This is a genomic window from Paenibacillus sp. LX16 (assembly GCF_036252815.1).
Classification (GTDB): Bacteria; Bacillota; Bacilli; order Paenibacillales; family Paenibacillaceae; genus Paenibacillus; species Paenibacillus polymyxa_B.
The window spans coordinates 915,048-929,959 of record NZ_CP141152.1; the positions used below are offsets into that span (position 1 = coordinate 915,048).

A 14,912-nucleotide genomic window follows, 5' to 3' on the forward strand; every position below is an offset into this window, starting at 1 on the left:
TACAGTTATTTGTGATAAAAATCACAAAGTCTAAATATTTTTTAAATTTTAATGTCTTCAGATAAGTATTCTATAGAGTGGTCATGCTTCAATCAAGACAAAAACAGGAAATAAAGCTTATAATGAGAAAAATAACTAAGTGGAGGGATGAACTTGTCCGGGCCCATTTCCCAACGAAATCATTGGTTTCGTGTGATGGCCTCAGCTCTGTTATGCATGACGCTGATGTCTTGTTCTGCTATGTCCAATACGGGTGAATCTGAATCCGTTCCCCAACTGACCAAGCAAGAAACAGAGAAGGAGGCACTTGAACCGCCGAAGGAGCAGTCTATTCCGGCATTTACAGCTCCGCTCACCGGTCTTCCGGTGGAGCAGCCAGTTTTGGAGCGACCGCTCGCTGTCATGATCAATAATGCTCCGGCTGCACGTCCACAGGCAGGACTTAGCCAAGCAGACATGGTATATGAAGTTCTTGCAGAAGGCGGGATTACACGTCTGGTCGCTTTTTTCCAAAGTCATGGCGGAGATGTAAAGATCGGACCGGTCCGTAGCATTCGGCCGTATTTGATTGAGCTGGGCGAAACCTATGGTGCGTTGCCGATACACGCAGGGGGAAGCACAGATGCCTATGCGATTTTACAGCAGCAGCGGAAGGAACATCTGGATGAGATTTCAAATGGAGGGGCTTACTTCTGGCGAAGCAAAGATCGTCGTCCTCCACATAATTTATACACAGACGTGAACAGAGTGCGCAAAGGAAGCGATAGTAAAGGGTATGCCAAGCAGACGGACGTTCCAGTATATTCTTACCTTAAATCCGGTGAAACCCCAGTTATGGTGGACGAGACAGCAGCATCTTTACAAATCCGGTTTTTGCTTAAAAGCTATCGGGTATCTTATACCTATGATCCAGCAAATCAACAATATAAGCGTTTTGTGAACGAAAAGTCACATGTGGATCAAAATAATAACCAACAGCTCTCAGCAGCCAATGTTATTGTAATGAGCGCTAGACATCGAACGCTGGATGATGTAGGCAGATTAAGTGTTGAGCTGGACGGTAGCGGAGAGGCCATGGTGTTTCAACAAGGACAGTTAATACAGGCTGAGTGGCAGCATACACCAGGCGATGCGATTCGTTTTATGAAAAATGGGGTTGAAATCCCGTTAACGCCAGGTACATCCTATATACATGTGGTACCTGCAGATACTTCACTAAAGGAACATGTAACCATAGAAGCAAATTAGAAAACGAAATACACCTTTTTAGGAAAAAATTGTCGGATAATGACCTTCCATGTCGGGCACTGTATACGTATGTCATGAAATTTGCTTTTACAAACATTACAAAAACATTGATGAGTGTGATAAGATAGCAAAGGTTGTCTATTGCAGTCGAAACAGGTTGCGGATATTTTCGTAAAGGGGTAATCGTTATGAGATTGAAGAAAAAGGATATATTCTTCGAGACGTTGGAAAATATGGCAGATACGATCGTGCAAGCAGCCGATTATTTTGCCCAACATACTTCAAATCTTCAAGATGTGACTTTGTTTACAAATGAAATGAAGAAGTATGAAAATAAGTGTGATGATTACACACACACGATTATTACTGAGCTGAACAAGACCTTCATTACGCCGTTGGAACGCGACGACATCATGGAACTGACAACAACCATGGATGATGTGTTGGACGGTCTTGAAGCGACGGCTTCCCGTTTTTATATGTACAACATTACGGAGCCGGACGAGTATATTGTGCAGTTCGCTGATATTCTGCGTCAATCAGCTTACGAAATTCAGAAAGCTGTACATTTGCTTTCACAGAAAAAATTGCTGGCCATACGTGAATACACTATTCGCCTGAATGATTTGGAAAATCAGGGGGATGAATTGTTGCGTATTTGCATCAAAAACCTGTTTGCAACTGTAACTGACCCTATTGAACTGATTAAACGCAAAGAATTGTACGAACGCCTTGAAACGACAACGGATTCATGCGAGGATGTTGCAAATATGCTGGAATCCATCATTATGCGTAACTCGTAAGGGAGTCCTTTTACATGGATACAAGTTTACTGGTATTGGGTATTGTTATTTTTCTTGCTCTGGCATTTGATTTTATTAATGGTTTTCATGATACGGCGAACGCGATTGCAACTTCGGTATCGACCCGTGCATTGACCCCGCGACGTGCGATTATTATGGCTGCGGTCATGAACTTTCTCGGGGCAATATTGTTTACAGGCGTTGCGAAGACCATTGGTGGAAGTGTCGCTGATCCAACCAAGCTTACGAATGGAATTGATATCGTCATTGCGACGCTGATCGCTGCGATTATCTGGAACCTCTTAACCTGGTGGTTCGGTATTCCTTCATCCTCTTCTCATGCACTAATTGGTGCATTGGCTGGAGCGGTGTATGTAGGTGCGGGATCGGATAAATTAAACTGGAGCGGCTTCATCGGGATTGTCGAAGGACTTATTTTCTCCCCGTTGATTGCTTTTGTTGTCGGTTACATCGTGATGATAATTTTAAAATACATCTTCGCTCGTCGTAGTCCGCATACGGTAAACAAAGGGTTTCGTACAATGCAGGTCATTACGGCAGCGCTTCAGTCGTTCACGCATGGTACGAATGATGCTCAAAAGGCGATGGGGATCATTACATTCGCACTCGTTTCGGCGGGGTATCAGGACCATTTGGAAGTACCCATGTGGGTAAAAATTTCAGCCGCAACAGCCATGGCGCTGGGTACATCTATCGGGGGCTGGAAAATCATCAAGACGATGGGAACCAAGATTTTTAAAATCGAGCCAATTAACGGATTCGCAGCCGACATTTCGGGAGCCTCTGTTATTTTCACAGCTACATTGCTTCATTTGCCCGTAAGTACCACTCATGCCATTACTTCGGCTATTTTGGGTGTGGGTTCTGCGAAGCGTTTTTCCGCTGTGCGTTGGTCGCTGGCCGGTCGAATTATTATTACTTGGGTGATAACGATACCGATTGCGGCGCTGTTATCTGGATTGATTTTCAAAATTCTTTTCTAGTTCATTATTATTTCTTGAAAAATAGGTACACACTATAGAATACACAATAAGCTTCCGTCCGCTTTTTGCGGCAGGGGCTTATTGGCATTCTGGGGCAAAACGGCTTCTTCAAAGTTTACACCTCCAGATAGTTCCATGAAACGTTTTTCAAAAATACCTGACATCAAAGTAGTCAATTTTTAATAACTCCTGTAGAATAAACAGAAAACTTTGAACCGTTCAACTGACTGGAGGAAATTATGCAAAAATCTAGAAAACTAATAGCACTCATGATTTGTTTGTTTTTTGTGGTTGCCCTGGCCGGTAATTTCGGAGTAGTGGCACATGCAGAAAATAAAACAAAGTATGATATCGGCACGGATACAACGTTCGCGCCTTTTGAGTTTGAAGATGTAGATGGTAAATTTGTCGGAATCGACATGGATTTGCTGGCAGCTATTGCCAAGGATCAGAATTTTGAATATACCATTAAGCCTCTTGGCTTTAATGCGGCAGTGCAGGCCCTTGAAACGAATCAAGTGGATGGTGTCATTGCCGGGATGAGTATTACCGATGAACGTAAGCGGAAATTTGATTTTTCCGAGCCTTATTTTGATTCAGGCGTCGTCATGGCGGTCCGCAAGGATAATGATACGGTTAAACGCTATGAGGACTTGAAAGGGCAGCGTGTCGCTGTCAAAACAGGAACGGAAGGTTACACATTCGCAGAATCGATTAAGGCCAAATACGGCTTTACTACAGTTCCGTTCGATGATTCTTCTCAAATGTATGATGAAGTTAAAACAGGTAATTCGGTTGCCTGCTTTGATGACTATCCGGTACTGGCATATGGTGTAAACCAGAATAACGGCCTTAAGCTGGTAACAGATAAGGAAAAAGGTGCTTCTTACGGGTTTGCTGTTAACCAAGGCAAGAACCAGGAGTTGCTGGAAAAATTTAATGCAGGGCTTGTTAATCTGCGCAATAGCGGGGAATACGATAAAATTTTGGCTAAATACCTTGGCGAATCGGGCAAAGGTGTGGCGCCTGTAGAGACCAGCCGCTGGGGACTGATTTCCGCGTCGCTGCCTTCGCTGATTAAGGGCATGGGAAATACGTTGCTGTACACACTTGTATCTTTACTCGTAGCCTTTATCTTAGGGTTGGTGTTTGGCTTTATGAAAGTAAGCCATAACAAGGTGTTTCGTGGTATTGCAACTGTTTTCGTCGATATATTCCGCGGTATTCCGCTGATCGTGCTTGCTTTCTTTATTTACTTTGGTATTCCACAGGCACTGGATTTCAAAATGCCGCTTTTTGTTGCGGCTGTACTGACGTTATCCCTGAATGCGGGTGCGTATGTAACTGAGATTATCCGTGGTGGTATTCAGTCCATTGATCCGGGACAAATGGAAGCAGCTCGTTCGCTTGGTCTACCCTATCGGACGGCTATGCTTAAAATCATTTTGCCACAAGCTGTGAAAATCATGATCCCGTCGTTTATCAATCAGTTGGTTATTACGTTGAAGGATACGTCCATTTTGTCTGTTATCGGTCTGGTCGAGTTGACCCAATCGGGTAAGATCATTATTGCGCGGACATTCCAATCCTTTGATATTTGGCTGGTAGTAGCGGTGATGTATCTTATCGTCATTACAGTCCTGACCAAAATTTCCAACCGTCTTGAAGGGAGAGTTCGCCGTGGGTAAAATTATCGTTAAAAACCTGAAAAAAAGCTATGGTAGTAATCAAGTGCTAAAGGGCATCGACATGCAAGTACGTGAAGGCGAGGTTGTGTGTGTCATTGGCCCCTCTGGTTCGGGAAAAAGTACGTTTTTGCGTTGTATGAACATGCTTGAAGAAATTACCGCAGGTGAGGTCATTGTCGATGACTACAACTTGAGTGACAAAAACGTGGATATTAACAAAGTCCGTGAAAATATAGGTATGGTATTTCAACACTTTAATCTGTTTCCGCATATGACCGTGCTCAAGAACATTATGTTCGCGCCGACTGAACTGGGTAAACAGTCCAAGGCAGAGGCCCGAGAAACGGCTATGAAGCTGCTGGATCGTGTAGGTTTGGCCGATAAGGCAGATGCACTGCCAGGACAGCTTTCCGGCGGTCAGAAGCAGCGTGTGGCGATTGCACGTGCGCTGGCAATGAATCCGGACATTATGCTGTTCGACGAGCCGACCTCGGCGCTTGATCCTGAAATGGTTGGAGAAGTGCTGGGTGTAATGAATGATCTGGCTCGCGAAGGCATGACGATGATGATCGTAACGCATGAGATGGGTTTTGCACGCGAAGTAAGCGACCGTGTTGTGTTTATGGACGGTGGTTACATCGTAGAAGAAGGAACGCCACAAGAGGTATTTGGTAATCCGAAAAACGAGCGGACCATTAGTTTCTTGGAAAAAGTATTGTAAGTGGGCAAGGTTTGCCGTGAGTGCAGGTGAGGACGTCGTGTGAGACCGCTCCGCGTTCCATTTGATCTTTCGATCGCTGTTGCCCTTGAATTTTTTCGATTATAAAAGACCTTATAAGGTGAAAATTCAGGGGCAAAGGCGAACGCTCCGCTTCTCCAGATTCAAATGGAGCGCTCCGCTACTACTTGCTGAGCGCTCCTTTCTTCGCAAAAGCCTGCCCCATTTTAAATGGGTGGGTATAGGCAGAAGGAATTGGCGCAGCGCTTTGCTTGCTGCGCCGAGGGGGATATAGCGAGGTAAGCATCCGACCGCTTAGTGGCTTTTCGTGTGCATCTTTAATGAACGTGAGTGATTTTTCTTTTATGATGCTTATTTTCGTAAGTGGAAGGCTTGCTTTGAAGATAAGAACTGCTCTGCACGAGGATAAAGGATATCTTGGGAGGCATGTTGGCCCGGAGATATCCTTTTCTTTATTAAAAGGAATACAGGACTTGAGATTTGTATAATGCTGATTGGCTTATATAAAATATAAATAACATATCAGACGGAAGTGTAAGCGAGGGGGACGTACGGTGATACGTACTTTGGCTATAGGCCATGATCATCAGGTAACAGTGGGAAAACCATTGGATCAGATCGTCATGGAGGATTACATATGGATGTGGGTAGATTTTAGCGAGCCTACAGATCGCGAGACGGAGCTGCTGACGAGTTATTTTCATTTTCACCCATTGGCTGTGGAGGATTGTATGCATGTTCTGCAACGTCCCAAATTGGATTATTACGAGGATGTGCAGTTTCTGGTCGTGCATGCGCTTGATGTAGATACGTTAGCTGCGGAAGAAGTGGATATGTTTATTAGCAGTCGTTTTTTGGTTACATATCACCATCATGAGTTAGAGGAGCTGGATCAAGCCTGGGAGCGGATTGTCCAGCATGCGAATGAACGCAAAATATGGTCGCGAGGACCGCTGTCTGCAGCCTACACGGTGATGGACAAGCTGGTAGATAACTATTTTCCGAGCCTTTTTATGATTGAGGATGAATTGGCCGAGCTGGAGGGCTTGGGCGGTCGCGAATCCGTAGAGGAATTAATGAAGCAGGTGTTTGACCTGCGTGGCAGGCTGCTCAAGCTACGCCGTACCATCGTACCCATGCGTGATCTGATGTACCGAGTTTTGAATTCGCAGCATGTGCAGGGCCAAGGAGATCATATGGCTTATTTTACCGATATATATGATCATTTATTGAAGCTGACAGACATGCTGGAGGCCGACCGCGAGATGACAGCCGACCTGAGGGACAGTTATATATCGCTCAATTCCAATCGCATGAATTCAATTATGAAGACGCTGACCGTGATTACGACCGTTTTTATGCCCTTGACGCTGATTGCAGGAATCTATGGTATGAATTTTTCGTATATGCCCGAGTTGGGCTGGAAATATGGATATTTTGGCGTACTGTTCTTCATGTTTTTGTTGAGTGTTGCAATGGTGGTCTGGTTTATGCGCCGAGGCTGGTTCAAATAGTATAGTCTACTTTCTTGTGCGTTTGCGCGGACGTCTGCGCGGGGTAGTGGTACTTTTGCGCTGTGTCTTTTTTCGGCGTCGGCGTGGTGGTGTATATTCATCCAGTTCCTCAGTAATTTGTGTTGTAGATTTTTTGCTTGCGTTTTTGTTGAATGCTGGGAGCGAGCCCATAATCAGTTTTGCCATCGGAGCAAATTGCTGCACGCTAGACATGATCTTTTGTACCTTGCCGACCGTAGCAACAATCCCGTCAATACCGCCCATACGGTCAATAATACCTTTAATATCGTTGAGATTACCAAGATTGCCAAGGCCGCCAAGCAGTCCTCCTTTGGCAGGGGCGGGGTCTGGTGTAACCACGGCAGAGTCTGTTATACTCGCTGGCGCCTCGTAAGGAACCAGTGCGGAGGAATCGACTTGTGGAACCTCGCTGTATGGATCGAGTCCAGGATAGGGAGTTGAACTATACGGATCGGAAATGGAACGCGTTTGCGTTCTCCGATGATAGTAATGTCCAGGCATGAGATCACATTCCTTTGCAGGTTGATACTCTACTGTATGTTACAAACGCACAGTGGGTTTAGGCGCGTGTCCCGAAATCAGGTATAAAAGCGGATTTGGGCATTCGTACGGTACGTTTCTATGGTCATAATGTTGTTCTGTAATGCGTGAAACCGTTAATGCTTGAAAAACCGACTATTCCTCGGGTACAATGAGGAGAGATCGTAACCTTGGGAGATGATAATCCATGCAGCTTAAAAAGCTTAATGATAAAAGTATTGATCAATTGTTCGAAGCTATTTTAACTCTTAAAAATTTGGAAGAGTGCTATGTATTTTTTGATGATCTGTGCACGATTAATGAAATTCAATCCCTCTCCCAACGTCTAGAGGTTGCCCGTATGCTAGGCAAAGGCAGCACATATAATCAGATTGAAGCAGAGACAGGGGCCAGTACAGCTACCATTTCACGTGTTAAACGTTGTCTGAACTATGGTAATGACGGGTATAAAATGACTCTGGAACGTCTGGGACGCTAATGCGGAGCCCTGGGATACTGGTAATCAGCCATGGCTCTAGGGAGCCATATTGGGTGGAACAGGTGGATCAGGCAGTTGCAAAGCTTCAATTGCCGGAGGAAATACCGGTAGAGGTTTCATTTTTGGAAACGGTTAAAGAAAGATTGATTCAAGATGGTATTGACCGTTTGGAAGCCTTGGGTGTAACAGATATATTGGTTATACCTTTGTTTGTGTCATCAGGCAGTACGCATGTAGATGAGATTAGCTATGCGCTGGGTGTCAAAGATGCGCCGGACAAAGAAACAGATTTGGAGCCGTTTCAACTGAAGGCGCAAGTGCATTTTGGCAGCCCGCTGGATGACGGAGAAGATGTTGCCCGCATGGTGTGGGACAAGGTTCGCCCGCTATCAGCCGACCCTGCGAGAGAGGTTATTTTACTCGTAGGTCACGGCAGTGTACACAACGGCTTTTTTCAGCGCTGGGAGCAGGGGATTTCTTCGCTCGCCCGTACGGTGCAAAGCGTGAGCGGTATCATCACGGACCACGCTTTGCTAAATCCCGAGAGTGTGTACGACAAGGCAGCGTATTGGAATCAGGAGCGGGGTCATGATGTTATTGTGGCACCGCTATTTTTGAGTTCGGGATATTTTACAAGTCGTATGATTCCTAAACGCTTGCAGGGACTCGAATACCGTTATTCAGGAGACCCCTTATTACCGCATCCTTTACTCACAAGCTGGATGGATAGACAAATTCGTGAATTATTGCAAAGTGTGCAGAAGCAAGCAAGGTCAAGTCATAGGTAGTCTGGTTCGGCTATAGCGTCATCTTAGCCTTAAATTTCCTTATTTGGGCAAAGTCTGGCTTCTTTTATTGTAAAAGAGGTCTTTTTCCAGTATGATGATATTTTGTACAGACTGAATGTGATGAACTGCGATGTGAATATAAATATCATTAAATATACGGGTGGCGTAACGGAATGAAAAGAGCTAGATTAATCTATAATCCGACCTCTGGGCGTGAGGAAATGAAGCGTCGTCTTGCGGATGTTTTGCAGCGCCTGGATGAAGGGGGTATTGAAGCCTCTTGCCATGCAACTACGGGTGAAGGGGACGCAACACGTGCCGCAATAGAGGCCATTGAGCGTGGGTATGACATGATTATCGCCGCTGGTGGCGACGGTACATTGTATGAGGTCATTAACGGGATGGCTGAAAGAGAAAACCGCCCGCCCCTAGGTGTGTTTCCTCTGGGGACGACGAATGATTTCGCCAGAGCACTGGGCATCCCCAAGCACTGGGAGGATTATTGCGACCTCGTTATTCGTCAAAATCCGAAGCCACTGGATATCGGAAAAGCGAACGACCGCTACTTTATCAACATTGCAGGCGGGGGGACTTTAACCGAGCTTACGTATGAAGTTCCGAGCAAGCTAAAAACGATGATTGGCCAGTTGGCGTATTATTTTAAAGGTATGGAGAAGATGGTCAGCCTTGCTCCACAGGAGCTGATCATCAAGGCATCGGGTCAGGAAGTGATTCACGACGAGTTTATGCTCTTCCTGATTGCGAATACGAATTCGGTGGGCGGGTTTGAAAAGCTTGCTCCCGGGGCGACAATAGATGATGGACTGCTCGACGTCATCGCTGTACGGAAATGTAATCTGGCGGAAATGATCCGATTGGTAACACTTGCGCTGCGTGGTGAGCATTTGCAGGACAAAAAGATTGTTTATTTTAAAACAGATTACATGGAAGTGACCTCACCGGGCTACGTCCAGCTTAATCTGGATGGCGAACTGGGGGGCACCTTGCCAGCGACGTTCCGGAATCTGCCGCATCATTTGAATGTTTTCCGGTGAGGAATGATGAGGAAATACTTCTGCTTCCGGGCGGCAACGCAATATAGTATATGGAGTGAAGAGTAGGTAGTTGTTTTTGTGAACATATTGGTTCTTGCCGTTCTCCGTAGGGAGTAACGGCATTTTCGAGTTGATGTTTGTATGTTTAGATGACGTTAGTATTGTATGTACCGTATGAAAAGAAGATCAGAAAGAAGTGACGATCATGACGAATAATCGTAGCGGACGTGGAAAAAGCCGCCGGAATGCAGCAACAGCAACTCCATCCAATCGTATTCGATCCAGTGTAGAGCGTAGCGATCTGCCTGTACAAAAGAACGATGAGGCCGTGATAGACATCATCGGTATGAACCACGATGGCGAGGGTGTAGGACGTGTCGAGGGTTTTACGCTGTTCGTTCCAGGTGCGTTACCGGGTGAAAAGGTTCGAGTAAAGGTGTTGAAAACGAAAAAGCAGTATGGCTATGCCAAGCTGCTGGATATCGTGCAGGCTAGCCCTGACCGGATCGCAGCTCCATGCGCCATCTACGATCAATGCGGCGGTTGTCAGATCCAGCATATGAGCTACGAAGCGCAGCTCAGCTGGAAACGCCAGCATGTCGTGGATGTGCTGGAGCGTATCGGGAAGCTGAGTGTGGCTACAGAGCCCAGTGAGCATACTGCACAGGTTTTGGCTGCTTCTGCGGATACAGATGGTAAGGCCGATACAGTCACGACTGCTGATTCGGCCATGAATGCGGATGGAAATGCCGACAGCATGTCGCGTGTACATGGCGTAGTCGTGCATCCTACACTCGGTATGAGTGAGCCTTGGCGATACCGCAACAAAGCCCAGGTGCCGATTGGTGTCACCGAGGGTGGGCTTGTCGGCGGTTTCTACGCACGTGGCAGCCATCGAATTGTGGATATGAACACCTGTCTCATTCAGGATGAGCGTAATGACGAAGTTGTCGCACATGTGAAAGAGATTGGCCGAATGCTGGGCATCAGCGCATATAATGAAGAAACTGGACGCGGGCTGCTGCGCCATGTCGTTGTAAAGACTGCTTTTCGCACGGGTGAAATGATGCTGGTGCTCGTGACGAATGGGCGAGATATTCCGCATGCAGATGCGTGGATCGGTAGTATCCGTGAGCATATCCCACACGTGGCAAGCATATGCCAGAACGTGAACACCAAGCGAACGAATGTTATTTTTGGTGACGAAACTCGCGTACTGTGGGGGCGTGACGTGATCTACGACTACATTGGAAACGTACAGTTTGCGATTTCCGCGAGATCCTTTTATCAGGTAAATCCCGTACAAACGGAAGTGCTGTATAGCAAAACCGTCGAATACGCCGGGCTCACGGGTAAAGAAACGGTTATTGATGCGTATTGCGGCATCGGCACAATTTCTTTGTTCCTCGCTCAGCATGCGGACCAAGTGTATGGGGTCGAGATCGTGAAAGAAGCCATCGACGATGCACGGAGTAATGCGCTGTTGAACGAAATGTGCAATGTGAAATTTGAGGTAGGCGCGTCCGAGGACGTCATTCCTGCATGGAAAGAGCAAGGCATCACCGCTGACATTATCGTCGTTGATCCGCCTCGCAAGGGCTGCGATCCACGCCTGCTCGACACCATTCTGGAAATGAAGCCAGAGCGTGTGGTGTATGTATCCTGTAATCCAAGCACACTGGCGCGGGATTTAAGGATATTGGAGGATGGCGGGTATAGTACTGTGGAAGTGCAGCCCGTAGATATGTTTCCGCATACGGTGCATGTGGAGTGCTGTTCACTATTGGTCAGGAAAGACTAATAATTAAGGTGTATTGGCGTTTGAAAAAGGTAAAAATCAAAACAAACTTACTGATAAAAACATCAATAAGATTATCGAAACGTACCGAAATCGTGTAGATGTTGATAAATATGCTCACGTGGCATCACTTGAAGAAATCAAAGAAAACGAGTTTAACTTAAATATTCCTCGCTATGTGGATACGTTTGAAGAAGAGCAAGTCATTGACCTTGCCGAAGTAAATAAGCTATTAGAGCAAGATAAACAAGAAATCGCAGAACTTGAAGCCAAAATCAATGAACATCTGAAAATTTTGGGTATTCATGTGTAGAAATTGACGAAAAGGGTCAAGGATATTATTCCTCGGCTCTTTTTTTAAGCCATTCGCATGGGAACGGCGTAAGCTGGGGGAAGTTATGCCGTGCAGTATTTCTATGAACTGCGGCGCAGTAGGTTATAGAAAATGGCAAGGAGGGGCGGCGCTCTTCCTTTTTTGCGAGTCTTTTGGGGAGTATGCTCCTCTATTGAGTATGATATACTCATTTAGATGTCTATGCTTAACATATACTGCCGTTTGAACTACGTTGCTTAAGCATGTTATATGTGAAGAAGAAGCAAGGACATGAACAGGTTAGCCTTACCATTTTGGGACCAAATATTTGTCCTGGTATTTATAGAGGAGTTTTTGATATGACGAATAATTTTTGGCGTGATTTGCCACGACCTTTTTTTATACTGGCACCGATGGAAGATGTGACGGATGTTGTGTTTCGCCATGTCGTAAGTGAAGCAGCCAGACCGGATGTGTTTTTTACGGAGTTTGCGAATACAGAGAGTTATTGTCACCCGGAGGGGAACAAAAGTGTACGCGGGCGTTTGACTTTTACAGAGGATGAACAGCCCATGGTGGCCCATATCTGGGGAGATAAGCCGGAATATTTCCGTGAAATGAGCATCGGTATGGCGAAAGAAGGCTTCAAAGGCATCGATATTAATATGGGTTGTCCCGTAGCGAATGTAGCCGAGAATGGGAAGGGAAGCGGCCTGATCTGCCGTCCCGAAATCGCAGCGGATATCATTCAGGCCACCAAAGCCGGGGGACTGCCCGTCAGTGTAAAAACAAGGCTCGGTTTCACTACCGTAGACGAATGGCGCGACTGGTTGACCCATATTTTGAAACAAGACATTGTGAATTTGTCCATTCATCTGCGGACAAGAGAGGAAATGAGCAAAGTAGACGCTCACTGGGAACTGATTCCGGAGATTAAGAAACTTCGTGATGAGGTGGCACCAGATACACTGCTGACCATTAACGGAGATATTCCGGACCGTCAGACCGGCTTGAAGCTCGCTGAGCAATATGGAGTGGATGGCATTATGATTGGGCGTGGTATTTTCCAGAATCCATTTGCGTTTGAGAAGGAGCCGAAGGAACACAGCAGTGAAGAATTGCTTGAACTGCTGCGGCTTCATCTAGATCTCCATGATCATTATTCAGCGCAGGAGCCACGTTCATTCAGCCCTCTCGCCCGCTTCTTCAAAATATATGTCCGTGGATTCCGAGGGGCAAGTGAACTCAGAAACAGCTTAATGAACGCCAAATCAACAAGTGAAGTGCGTACATTGCTTGATGAGTTTGGAAGCAAGGAGCATGATGAGGTAGAGGAACGTGGAAATTAAATTGCCAAGTTGGGGGACGGGCTGTTAGTAGGCATTGAAAACATAGGAGGATATATGTCCTGGAGTAAATTGAAGCAACAACTGGAGAGCTTCCGCTGTCCTGCGTTAGACGGAAGGGTCGAATACCGAGCGACCAGTTACCGTTATTTACCTGATAAATCTGGAATTTGTTATATAACTGTAGACAAGAAGAACATACTCAATATGAATGATATCACTAGTCCAATCAAATGGTATCAGACGGAGTTGGAAATCAAGAATGATCCAGATATCCAAGTTCCTATCAGCAATGAAGAAATTGAAGCGATCAGAAAAGATACTAATGGGAATGTTCCGGAGAATCGTCTACAAGTAATTGCAAGAGGTAGAAAAATATCAGAGCATGCAAAGGAGCTTTTGTCAGCGCAGGCCTCATTAAGCAAGTCTAATTTTAATGTTGTAGCTAATAAATTTTTAACTACTTCTATAGAGGACAGCTTAGAGAGTAATGATATCTTATTGAATATTCTAGCTTTAGTGGACAGACGAGTAGGAAAAAAGCGAATATTAAACATGACCGAGAAGATGAAGTTAAAGCATCCAATTGTGCAGTATTTTTATGAACTACGGCGTAGTACATTATGAAAATAAATAACTTTCATTGATGGGGGCACGTCGTATCAGGGCTTGTGATAAACTGTGCTGAAGACATGAATAAGACTTGAAAAAAATCGGGGAAAAGGTTGAATGGAGAACGGGGCAACCCGCTTCCGTCATGTCTTTTCCTTGTTTTTTATATTCGGCTATACAATGGAATTATCACCTATGGTAGCTGTCAAGGTTTCTGTTGTCTTGCTCGGGTTTGACAAACCTAAACCACCGAACTACACTAAAAGTGAATGATTTATTCATTTTTGATTGAGGGTGTTTATTATACAGGCAAAAAAAGATGAAGTGAAAAAAGAAATTGAATCCGCCGCTTTAAAGGTATTTTTTCGAAAAGGCTTTGTAGATGCCAAAATGAGCGATATTGCGGATGAAATCCAAATTTCTGTCGGAAATATTTATACTTATTTTAAAAATAAAAAGGAGTTATTTTATTCGGTTGTTCCGCCGTCTTTAGTGGATTATTTGAAGAATGTGTTAGTAGAAAGCATTCATATCGATAACCAGACTTTTTTTGAAGAAACCAATAACGAAAAAAAATCGGTCATTGTTCAGGAGCAAATCAACCTATTAACTCAATATAGCATGCAGATCGTCATTATTTTCGAAAAAAATAAAGGGACGATTTACAGCAATGCAAAAAACGAACTGGTCGATTTGATGATTGAAACCAAGAAGCCTTATTTGAGAAACACTTATAAAAGGTATGAAATCGGAACTGATGAGAATATGATTTTGCTGAACATCATTGCCAATAATGTCATCCATATGACTTTGGATTTATTGAAGAGGGATATGAGCGCCGATAGCCGGAAACGGATTTTTGAGGCACTTAGTCTATACAGGCTGCATGGACTAAAAAGCTTGAATGAATAATGTCGACAAGTAGGGATGATTACTTGCGGGACGGTCTATCATTTTTTTGACGG

16 protein-coding genes are annotated in these 14,912 nt (G+C 45.0%); 14 read left to right on the forward strand and 2 right to left on the reverse strand.

Translation table 11 applies throughout. The features are described 5' to 3' along the window. Positions 1 to 153: 153 nt before the first annotated feature. From T3H97_RS04135 to T3H97_RS04145, 3 genes are all read left to right on the forward strand, one after another. Complete coding sequence (locus tag T3H97_RS04135; protein WP_328801763.1) at positions 154 to 1,248, forward strand: DUF3048 domain-containing protein; 1,095 nt, start codon at positions 154 to 156, stop codon at positions 1,246 to 1,248. 188 nt (positions 1,249 to 1,436) lie between these two features. Then, positions 1,437 to 2,051 (forward strand): DUF47 domain-containing protein, encoded by a 615-nt coding sequence (locus tag T3H97_RS04140; protein ID WP_007428879.1) that lies wholly within the window; start codon positions 1,437 to 1,439, stop codon positions 2,049 to 2,051. A gap of 14 nt (positions 2,052 to 2,065) precedes the next feature. Beyond that, the gene (locus tag T3H97_RS04145) at positions 2,066 to 3,055 is read left to right on the forward strand and encodes an inorganic phosphate transporter (protein WP_039272398.1); all 990 of its coding nucleotides are present in this window, start codon (positions 2,066 to 2,068) and stop codon (positions 3,053 to 3,055) included. Between the two features lie 32 nt (positions 3,056 to 3,087). Here T3H97_RS04145 and T3H97_RS04150 read toward each other — a convergent pair whose 3' ends face one another. After that, positions 3,088 to 3,231 (reverse strand): hypothetical protein, encoded by a 144-nt coding sequence (locus T3H97_RS04150; RefSeq protein WP_167686464.1) that lies wholly within the window; start codon positions 3,229 to 3,231, stop codon positions 3,088 to 3,090. Between the two features lie 63 nt (positions 3,232 to 3,294). Between T3H97_RS04150 and T3H97_RS04155 the strand changes: the two genes are divergently transcribed. The 3 genes from T3H97_RS04155 (at position 3,295) to corA (ending at position 6,996) form a co-directional block, all read left to right on the forward strand. Further along, positions 3,295 to 4,743, forward strand: a complete 1,449-nt coding sequence (locus T3H97_RS04155) for an amino acid ABC transporter substrate-binding protein/permease (RefSeq protein ID WP_023987086.1) — start codon at positions 3,295 to 3,297, stop codon at positions 4,741 to 4,743. Then, the gene (locus T3H97_RS04160) at positions 4,736 to 5,464 is read left to right on the forward strand and encodes an amino acid ABC transporter ATP-binding protein (RefSeq protein ID WP_029517121.1); all 729 of its coding nucleotides are present in this window, start codon (positions 4,736 to 4,738) and stop codon (positions 5,462 to 5,464) included. The genes T3H97_RS04155 and T3H97_RS04160 overlap by 8 nt, the downstream gene beginning before the upstream one ends. A gap of 572 nt (positions 5,465 to 6,036) precedes the next feature. Continuing rightward, positions 6,037 to 6,996, forward strand: a complete 960-nt coding sequence (gene corA / locus T3H97_RS04165) for a magnesium/cobalt transporter CorA (protein WP_328801764.1) — start codon at positions 6,037 to 6,039, stop codon at positions 6,994 to 6,996. Positions 6,997 to 7,002: 6 nt separating this feature from the next. On the opposite strand, the gene T3H97_RS04170 is transcribed toward corA, so the two are convergent. Beyond that, complete coding sequence (locus T3H97_RS04170; RefSeq protein ID WP_029517119.1) at positions 7,003 to 7,518, reverse strand: hypothetical protein; 516 nt, start codon at positions 7,516 to 7,518, stop codon at positions 7,003 to 7,005. A gap of 226 nt (positions 7,519 to 7,744) precedes the next feature. On the opposite strand from T3H97_RS04170, the gene T3H97_RS04175 reads away from it, so the two are divergent. The 8 genes from T3H97_RS04175 (at position 7,745) to T3H97_RS04210 (ending at position 14,859) form a co-directional block, all read left to right on the forward strand. Then, positions 7,745 to 8,035 (forward strand): YerC/YecD family TrpR-related protein, encoded by a 291-nt coding sequence (locus T3H97_RS04175; protein ID WP_007428885.1) that lies wholly within the window; start codon positions 7,745 to 7,747, stop codon positions 8,033 to 8,035. Beyond that, positions 8,035 to 8,823 carry a sirohydrochlorin chelatase gene (locus tag T3H97_RS04180; RefSeq protein WP_328801765.1) on the forward strand — a complete coding sequence of 263 codons (789 nt, stop codon included), beginning with the start codon at positions 8,035 to 8,037 and terminating at the stop codon, positions 8,821 to 8,823. Before T3H97_RS04175 ends, T3H97_RS04180 begins: the two co-directional genes overlap by 1 nt. Before the next feature lie 173 nt (positions 8,824 to 8,996). Then, entirely contained in the window at positions 8,997 to 9,878 is an 882-nt protein-coding gene (locus T3H97_RS04185) for a diacylglycerol kinase (protein WP_013308843.1), read from the forward strand. 205 nt (positions 9,879 to 10,083) lie between these two features. Continuing rightward, the gene (gene rlmD, locus T3H97_RS04190; RefSeq protein ID WP_328801766.1) at positions 10,084 to 11,679 is read left to right on the forward strand and encodes a 23S rRNA (uracil(1939)-C(5))-methyltransferase RlmD; all 1,596 of its coding nucleotides are present in this window, start codon (positions 10,084 to 10,086) and stop codon (positions 11,677 to 11,679) included. Positions 11,680 to 11,692: 13 nt separating this feature from the next. Next, positions 11,693 to 11,989 (forward strand): N-6 DNA methylase, encoded by a 297-nt coding sequence (locus tag T3H97_RS04195; RefSeq protein ID WP_442955631.1) that lies wholly within the window; start codon positions 11,693 to 11,695, stop codon positions 11,987 to 11,989. A gap of 359 nt (positions 11,990 to 12,348) precedes the next feature. Beyond that, entirely contained in the window at positions 12,349 to 13,338 is a 990-nt protein-coding gene (locus T3H97_RS04200; RefSeq protein ID WP_328801767.1) for a tRNA dihydrouridine synthase, read from the forward strand. A gap of 54 nt (positions 13,339 to 13,392) precedes the next feature. Further along, a complete protein-coding gene (locus tag T3H97_RS04205) occupies positions 13,393 to 13,962 on the forward strand; it encodes an SF0329 family protein (protein ID WP_328801768.1) in 570 nt (189 codons plus the stop codon). A 309-nt stretch (positions 13,963 to 14,271) separates the two neighbouring features. Continuing rightward, positions 14,272 to 14,859: a TetR/AcrR family transcriptional regulator gene (locus tag T3H97_RS04210; RefSeq protein ID WP_328801769.1), complete on the forward strand. Its 588-nt coding sequence runs from the start codon at positions 14,272 to 14,274 to the stop codon at positions 14,857 to 14,859. Positions 14,860 to 14,912: the final 53 nt, after the last annotated feature.